Genomic DNA, 6,832 nt, shown 5'->3' with positions numbered 1-6,832 from the left:
GCCACCTTCCCGGTGGCTCCACCGCCGCGGCCGGGCGGGCACTGACGTTTACTCGTGGGCTACTTTGTGGGCTACTTGTGGGCTACTCGTGGGCGCTGATCACACCGCCGGTGCTGAGCACGATGTACACGCCGTTGGCGTCGAGCCCGGCGTCCTGCCCGTTCGCCTCCATCGTGCCCATGACGTCACCGTGGCCGATGATCTCCGCACGGTAGTGGCCCTCGCCGACCTTCGTTACCTTGGCCGTCCAACCGCCCGCGAGCTTGAAGGTGCCCGGCCCCCGGTGTTCGCCGCCCATCCAGGACTGGACCTCACCGCCCGCCGTGAGCACGACGTACATGCCGTTGGCGTCGAGCCCGGCGTCGTGCTCGTTCGCCTCGAACGTGGCCAGGACGTCACCGTCGTTGACGATCTTGACGCGGTAGTGCAGGTCGCCGAGCTTGTAGACCTTGGCCGTGCTGCCGTCCACCAGGGTCTCGGTGCGGACCGAGGATGCCGCCTTCTCCGCGACGCCCGCCTTGGTGTCGACCTTGGCGTCGGAGCCCTTCGTTCCGGTGGACGAGTCCGCGCTGCTGGAGGCCGCGGGCTTCGAGCCGGCGGTGTCCGAGCCGGAGCAGGCGGTCAGGCTCAGGCCGGCGGCCACGATCAGGGCCGCGGCGGCAACGCGCAGGGTGCGGCGACGAACGGTGCGGGCCATGGTGTTGGAGCTCATTTCGGGTCCCCCCAGGGGCAGTCGATGCTCTGGTCTTCTCGGTGCGTCACCCACTCTGGTCGGGCCCGCTACCGCAAGGCTGCCGCTCCGCTAACGACCGGCTAACACGGGTGTGAGCAGGGGAAGGACGCGACACGGTCACGCGACCAGGCGCAGCCAGGCCGACGCGAGTGCGGCGTGACCGGCCGGTGTCGGATGCACGCCGTCGGCGGCCCAGCACTCCGGCCCGCTCGTCGCGGCGAGCGCGGCGAACATGCCGTTGCCTGCCACCGGGCTTCCAGATCCATCACCTTGTGGCCCCCGATCCCGGTGTTCAGCCAGGTCACGGGCCGGTCCGGACGTCTGAAGCCCCACTCCCCCGCGACCCGCAGCGGGTAGCCGAACCCGAGGCCGTCCTCGCTCTCCAGCCGCTGGCAGTCGGTGATCGAATCTCCGGCGAACATCACCGTGGCCCCCGGGCGGATCGTGATCGTCATACGCACTCCTCGATATGTGGGGTTGGGTGCGCAGCCGGGCCGAGTGGCCGCGTTTCAGGCGTTGGTGGCGGCTTACTCTTCGGCGGCTTCTGCTTCGGCGGCGTCGTCGGGGGCCGATGGTTCGGGGAGGCTGGGCAGGAGCAGGCACAGCGGGACGGCGACGGCGGTGAGGGCCACCGACCACCAGAAGGCGGTGCCGAAGCCGTCGGCCAGGGCGCCCGGGGTGTGGGCGCCGCCGGTGCTGTGCTGGAGGATGACGGCGAGGACGGCGATGCCCACGGCGCCGCCGAGCTGCTGGGCGACGCGGGTGATGATGCTGGCGTCGGGGATCTCCCCGTGCTCCAGCCCGACGTACGCGGCGCCCATGGGCGCGATCATGGCGGCGCCCAGAGCGATGCCGCGGACGAACAGCGCGGCCATGAGCAGGACTTCGCTGGTGTCGGCGGTGACGAAGGCGAACGGCACGGTGGCCGCGGCGACGAAAGCGAATGCGGCGAAGGCGACCCCGCGGGGGCCGATGCGATCGGTGTACGCGCCTGCCAGGCCGCGGGCGAGGAGCGCGCCGACACCCTGCGGGATGAGCAGCAGTCCGGCGCCGAGGGCGTCCTCGCCGCGGACCTGCTGAAAGTACAGGGGCAGCAGCATCATCGACCCGTACAGGGAGATGCCGCCCAGGAGGAGCAGGGTGGAGGAAGAGGCCACCGCGCGGTGGCGGAACAGCCGCACATTGACCAGGGCGCCGGTGGCGCGGCTCAGCGCCCAGGCGGTGAAGCCCCCGACCAGGACGAGTCCGCCGATCAGCGGGATGAGGACCTTGGCGTCGGCGAGGCCCGCACTGCCCTCGACCTGGGAGAGGCCGTAGACGAGGGCGGCGAAGCCGGGACAGAGCAGGAGCAGGCCGACGGTGTCCAGGCGGGCGCGGGGGCGGTCGGGCACCGGTCGGTCGTCGGGCAGATCGCGCCAGGCGAGCCAGGCGCCGACAACGCAGAAGGGGATGTTGACGAAGAACAGCCAGCGCCAGTCGGCCAGATGCAGGATGAGGCCGCCCAGGACCGGGCCGAGGATCGGGCCGAGTGCGGTGGGCACGGTGATGATGGCCATGACCTTGCCGATGTTGCGGCCCTGGGCGGCCTGCATGAGCAGCGTGGCCATGAGCGGCATCATGATGCCGCTCGCGCCGCCCTGGACGATGCGGAAGGCGATCAGGCTGGTCGCGTCCCACGCCAGCGCGCTCAGGATCGAGCCGAGCAGGAACACGCCCAGGGCCGCGATCCACAGATGTCGGCCGCCGAGCCGTGACTGGGCCCATCCGGCGAGCGGGATGGTGACGAACACCGCCAGCAGGTAGCCGGTGCTCACCCACTGGATGGTGGACAGCGGGGCGTCGAGTTCCCTCGCCAGGTCGTTGAGCGCGACGCTGACGATGGTGGTGTCGAAGACGACGGCGAGGGCGCCCACGATGAGGGTGATCGCCATGCGCCACACGGCGGGGTCCACACGATCGGGACCCGCACGATCGGGATCCACGCGATCGGGATCCACGCGATCGGGATCCACGCGATCGGGATCCACGCGGTGGGGGTCCGCCGTCGCGGATGTGGGGTCGGACCGGTTGGGAGCGCTCACGAGCAGCCGCCTTAAGATATAGCAGTCTATCTTACGGTGGTCAGGGTAAGGCGCTAGAATAAGAAAGGCAAGTCTATCTAAAGGAGGGACGCATGCCCGAGCGACGCCGCGGAGCGGCACTGGAGAAGGCGCTCCTCGACGCGGCCTGGGAAGAACTCACCGACACCGGCTACGCCAGGTTCACCATGGACGCCGTCGTCAAGCGCGCGGGCACCAGCCCGCCCGTCCTCTATCGCCGCTGGGCCAACCGCGACGACCTCGTCCGGGCGGCCATCGTCCACACCCTGAAGGAGTCCCGCATCGACGTTCCCGACACGGGAAGCCTGCGGGAGGACATCCTCACCCTCATGCGGGAGATCAACTCCACCCGCGTCCAGTTCATCACCATCATGAGCATGCACCTGGCCGACTACCACCAGGAGACCGGAAACAGCCCCGGCGACCTGCGCGACCCCCTCGTGACGGGACGCGCGGAAGCTCTCGACGCACTCTTCGGCCGCGCCGTGGACCGCGGCGAGATCAAACCGGAACTCCTCACCGAACGCATCAAGTCGCTCCCCTTCGACCTGCTGCGCCACGAAATCCTCACGACCTTCGCCCCCGTGCCCGACGACGTCCTCGAAGAGATCGTGGACTCGGTCCTCCTCCCCCTGGTGCGCTGACCACCGGCTGGCGCACTGACCACCGGCCCAGGCGATCTCGCCGTGGCCCAGGCGGTTTCGCCGCGGCTCAGCCCTCTTCGGCGACCAGGGTGTAGCGCACGGTCTGGGCCTGGATGAGGCCGTCACGGAAGACGAAGGTGTCGACTCCGTCCTCCACTCGCGCATGGGCGGTGGCGGCCGACCACTCGAGGAAGAGAACGTCATCCGCGAACTGGGGCTTCAACTCCCAGGCGGCGTTGGGGAGATCGCCGAGCAGCGCGCCGATGCCCCGCTTCACCCCTTCGCGGCCCCGCAGCACACCGGAGGGCGTCACGAAGACCGCGTCCTCCCCGTAGTTGGCGCTGATCCTGTCCAGGTCGCCCGAGCCGAGCGCTTGGCCGTGGTCGTGGAAGATCTGCTCGGGGGTCCGGGTCATCGCTTCAGCCGTTCCGTTCGCGGGTGTGCTTCGCGGGTGTGCGAGTGACTCGAGACAATAGTTGCGTACGCGGATGATTGCAAACGCTGACTATTGCGGGGGCAAGCTCCTGTCGAGTTGATCGGCCAGATCGGCCAGGCCGTCGGCGTGCAGGTCGAACCGGTCCGCGGGGCTGGGCGGGTCACCGACGGGGCGGGCGACATAGGCGGTACGCAGGCCGAGGGCCTGCGCACCGCGCAGGTCCCAGGCGTGGGCGGCGACCATCAGCAGCCGCTCCGGCGGCCGTCCGGAGACGGTGACGGCCAGCTCGTAGACCGCCGGATCCGGCTTGTAGGTCCGGGCGTCCTCGGCGGACAGAGCCTGGTGCCAGCGCAGTCCGGCGTGGGCGTTGAGTTCCAGCAGCGCCGTCCGGCTCGCATTGGAGAGCCCGATCAGCGGGAACCGTTCGGCGAGCCGGGCCAGCCCCGCCACGGTGTCGGACCACGGCGGGAGCCGGCGGCCGGACAGGGCCAGCGCCGCCACGGCGGCCGGGTCGTCGGCTCCGTCGGCATCGGCGACGGCTCCGGCGGCATCGGCGACGGCTCCGGCGGCATCGGCGACGAGCCTGGCGGCCTCGCGGTCGAGGACCTCGGTGGTGGCGTAGGGCCGGGCGCCGTCGAGGATGCGGCGCTGCTCACGGTCGATATGCCGCTGCCACAGCGACAACAGCCGCTCGATCCCGGAATCGTCGAGCGCCGGGGCGAGTTCACGGATACCGGCGCGGATGCCAGTGGGTTCGTCGACGAGCGTGCCGAGCACGTCGAGGACGACGGCGTCGATCTTCAGCTCTGACATGGGCGAGGTCTCCTGACGGAGCGGGGGCGGGGGCGGGGCTGGCGGTTGGCGATTAGCGGCTGGCACGCGCTCGTAAGGGTTAAAATGGCGTTTAGCCGAACGTAGCGAGGAGTGCGTCAACGATGCAAGTGGCGTTGGACGATTACGTCTGGGCGGCGGGGATCGCGACCGAGCTGGTCAACACCACCGCCGAGGTCTGGCGCGGCGCCGACCGTCTGCCCGACCTGGCCGCCCTCGTCGCGTTCACCGAACAGCACGGCCACCGGCCCGGAGGTGACGACGGCGATCCGGGCGCGCTGGCCGAACTCGCCCGCCATGGACGCATATCCGACCTCCATGCGGTGCACGCGCTGCGGACCACCGTGCGGGACCTGATCGATCACCCCGGCCGTGACCGCCTCATCGCCGGTGCCACCAGGCTCACCTCGTCCGCCCAGGGCGCCACTCTGATGCCGGACCCCGCGCACAAGGGCCGCGTGCGGTGGGCCGTCCCGCTCCGGGACGGGGCGACCATCGCCGACGCCCTCTCGCTGATCTGCGGCATGGGCATCCTCGGGGTCGTCCACACCCTCGGCGAGCGGCGGTTCCGCCCGTGCACCGCGCCCACCTGCCGGGGAGCGTTCATCGACACCACCCGGCCCGGCAGCCGCCGCTACTGCATGCCCGGGCTGTGCGGCAACCGCGTCAACGTCGCCAACCACCGCGCCCGCCAAGTCGGCCAAGCCCACCGAGCCGCGACGCGCGACCGGCCCACCAGCCCCGAGTAAGTGGGCCGCTGAGGACGGCCGTCGGCAATTTTGGCCGCTCTATTAGAAGGTGACGGAAACCGGCCACATGCTCATCATGCGGCACCTCGATGCCCTGGCGGGATCAGAGGTTCCGCTATCAGAACGCGCCGAGAGATCGGGTCCGGAGCCGAGGTTTTCCATTCTTCTGAACGGCCAGAACAGTGTTGCGAATAACACATATTCACCCCTTGTAGTGCATCCGAACCGCACAGAAAAACACTATCCTCGGTCCAGTCGTTGACTGGGCGGAGGCCGGAACAGCGACGCTGCCCGCACATCCGTGGGGTCAACGACGAAGTAAGCGGGCGTGGTTCTCCACGTCTGGTGAGGGCCGCCGCCCCTGCTCCAACTGCCAGGAAGGGAGGGGCGGCGGTTTCCGGCCAACACCGCCATTGCTCACCACCCGCGCACACCATCCACACGTGATTTGCATTCGCAATCATCCCGTTGCAACCGCCGTGGATAGATCACCCGGGCAATCACTTAGCCGAGCAGCAGGCAGCCGCCAATTTGAGTGGCAATTAATCGGCACCGAAGAGCCAAAAACTCCTGCTGAGCGTCACCGCACCCCATGCCGGACATGACGCTTTCACGGAGACGCGCCCAATATGCGAGCCAAGCGGCTCTTGGGGTGTTTCGTATGTGGCGTTGGCCATACCGAACACGAGGCCAAGTGGCGCGTTAAGTGCATTTACATGCGCTCCCTATCGCAAAGTTGCGGAGTACCCGCCGGTAAGTATGGCCGCTATGGTCGGCGATGAGAGCTATGCGGATCAATGTCCCTGAAGCGGAGGGGAATTGTAGTGTCACCCTCCGACAGCTGACGGCTGACGCTTTGTCAGTGGTTAGTGCGGGTTTAGTTGCGTCGAGCGACGTGGCTGCGTTAACTACACGACACCTGTCCGACGGGCAGGCGTACGTTCCGACGTGGTGTTCCCCCCTTCCTGGCAGTTGGAGCCGAACACCCCGTCAGTCCCTCACCAGGCGGGCCCCGGCACATGACCGAGGGCCACGAAAACCAAGGAGATTCCGCATGGCCGAACGCAAGCCCCGGCGACACCTCGAGGTCAACCTCGACGAGCACGTGACCTTCTCCGTCCGCATCTCTCCCAAAGCGCTGCGGTGGGCCTGGGCCGTGTGCATCACGGTGGGCAGCACCGCTTGGTACACGCTGACGCACTAGGCGCCGCGTGGCAGGGCTCCGCCCCCGGGCCCCCGGGGGCCCGGGGGGCGGGGGGTGCCCAGCCCCCCGCCCGGCGCGGGGGGGGGCGGGGGGGGGCCCGGGGGGGGCCCCCCCCCAACACCCCCCCCACCGCCGC

The 6,832-nt window shown here is 69.4% G+C and carries 8 protein-coding genes; 3 read left to right on the top strand and 5 right to left on the bottom strand.

The window, feature by feature from the left end; genetic code table 11:
* Positions 1-82: 82 nt before the first annotated feature.
* The 3 genes from ACFXB5_RS38060 to ACFXB5_RS38050 all read right to left on the bottom strand — a co-directional run bounded on the left by ACFXB5_RS38060 (position 83) and on the right by ACFXB5_RS38050 (position 2,664).
* Complete coding sequence (locus ACFXB5_RS38060; protein ID WP_385217069.1) at positions 83-712, bottom strand: hypothetical protein; 630 nt, start codon at positions 710-712, stop codon at positions 83-85.
* Positions 713-850: 138 nt separating this feature from the next.
* Positions 851-982 carry a hypothetical protein gene (locus ACFXB5_RS38055; RefSeq protein ID WP_385217067.1) on the bottom strand — a complete coding sequence of 44 codons (132 nt, stop codon included), beginning with the start codon at positions 980-982 and terminating at the stop codon, positions 851-853.
* 278 nt (positions 983-1,260) lie between these two features.
* Positions 1,261-2,664 carry an MDR family MFS transporter gene (locus tag ACFXB5_RS38050; protein WP_385217064.1) on the bottom strand — a complete coding sequence of 468 codons (1,404 nt, stop codon included), beginning with the start codon at positions 2,662-2,664 and terminating at the stop codon, positions 1,261-1,263.
* Between the two features lie 242 nt (positions 2,665-2,906).
* Here ACFXB5_RS38050 and ACFXB5_RS38045 point away from each other — a divergent pair, with 242 nt between their 5' ends.
* Complete coding sequence (locus ACFXB5_RS38045; protein WP_385217061.1) at positions 2,907-3,476, top strand: TetR/AcrR family transcriptional regulator; 570 nt, start codon at positions 2,907-2,909, stop codon at positions 3,474-3,476.
* A gap of 67 nt (positions 3,477-3,543) precedes the next feature.
* Here the strand turns inward: ACFXB5_RS38045 and ACFXB5_RS38040 are convergent, their stop codons facing one another.
* Together ACFXB5_RS38040 and ACFXB5_RS38035 are read right to left on the bottom strand one after the other, a co-directional pair.
* On the bottom strand, positions 3,544-3,891 hold the full coding sequence (locus tag ACFXB5_RS38040; RefSeq protein ID WP_385217058.1) for a nuclear transport factor 2 family protein: 348 nt from the start codon (positions 3,889-3,891) through the stop codon (positions 3,544-3,546).
* Positions 3,892-3,981: 90 nt separating this feature from the next.
* Entirely contained in the window at positions 3,982-4,725 is a 744-nt protein-coding gene (locus tag ACFXB5_RS38035) for a haloacid dehalogenase type II (protein WP_385217055.1), read from the bottom strand.
* Positions 4,726-4,847: 122 nt separating this feature from the next.
* Here ACFXB5_RS38035 and ACFXB5_RS38030 point away from each other — a divergent pair, with 122 nt between their 5' ends.
* Together ACFXB5_RS38030 and ACFXB5_RS38025 are read left to right on the top strand one after the other, a co-directional pair.
* Positions 4,848-5,492 (top strand): CGNR zinc finger domain-containing protein, encoded by a 645-nt coding sequence (locus tag ACFXB5_RS38030; protein WP_385217053.1) that lies wholly within the window; start codon positions 4,848-4,850, stop codon positions 5,490-5,492.
* Between the two features lie 1,054 nt (positions 5,493-6,546).
* Positions 6,547-6,696, top strand: coding sequence for a hypothetical protein (locus ACFXB5_RS38025; protein ID WP_385217050.1), 150 nt, complete (start codon positions 6,547-6,549; stop codon positions 6,694-6,696).
* Positions 6,697-6,832 lie beyond the last annotated feature (136 nt).

The organism is Streptomyces sp. NPDC059455, assembly GCF_042750115.1.
GTDB lineage: Bacteria > Actinomycetota > Actinomycetes > Streptomycetales > Streptomycetaceae > Streptomyces > Streptomyces endocoffeicus.
Note: the sequence above shows the minus strand (reverse complement) of the source record. Positions and strands in the feature narration are given on the sequence as shown.

Coding starts and splice junctions, on each gene's coding strand:
- ACFXB5_RS38040 (WP_385217058.1), bottom strand. CDS start 3,891: ATGACCCGGACCCCCGAGCAGATCTTCCACGACCACGGCCAAGCGCTC.
- ACFXB5_RS38060 (WP_385217069.1), bottom strand. CDS start 712: ATGAGCTCCAACACCATGGCCCGCACCGTTCGTCGCCGCACCCTGCGC.
- ACFXB5_RS38045 (WP_385217061.1), top strand. CDS start 2,907: ATGCCCGAGCGACGCCGCGGAGCGGCACTGGAGAAGGCGCTCCTCGAC.
- ACFXB5_RS38050 (WP_385217064.1), bottom strand. CDS start 2,664: ATGGCGATCACCCTCATCGTGGGCGCCCTCGCCGTCGTCTTCGACACC.
- ACFXB5_RS38035 (WP_385217055.1), bottom strand. CDS start 4,725: ATGTCAGAGCTGAAGATCGACGCCGTCGTCCTCGACGTGCTCGGCACG.
- ACFXB5_RS38030 (WP_385217053.1), top strand. CDS start 4,848: ATGCAAGTGGCGTTGGACGATTACGTCTGGGCGGCGGGGATCGCGACC.
- ACFXB5_RS38025 (WP_385217050.1), top strand. CDS start 6,547: ATGGCCGAACGCAAGCCCCGGCGACACCTCGAGGTCAACCTCGACGAG.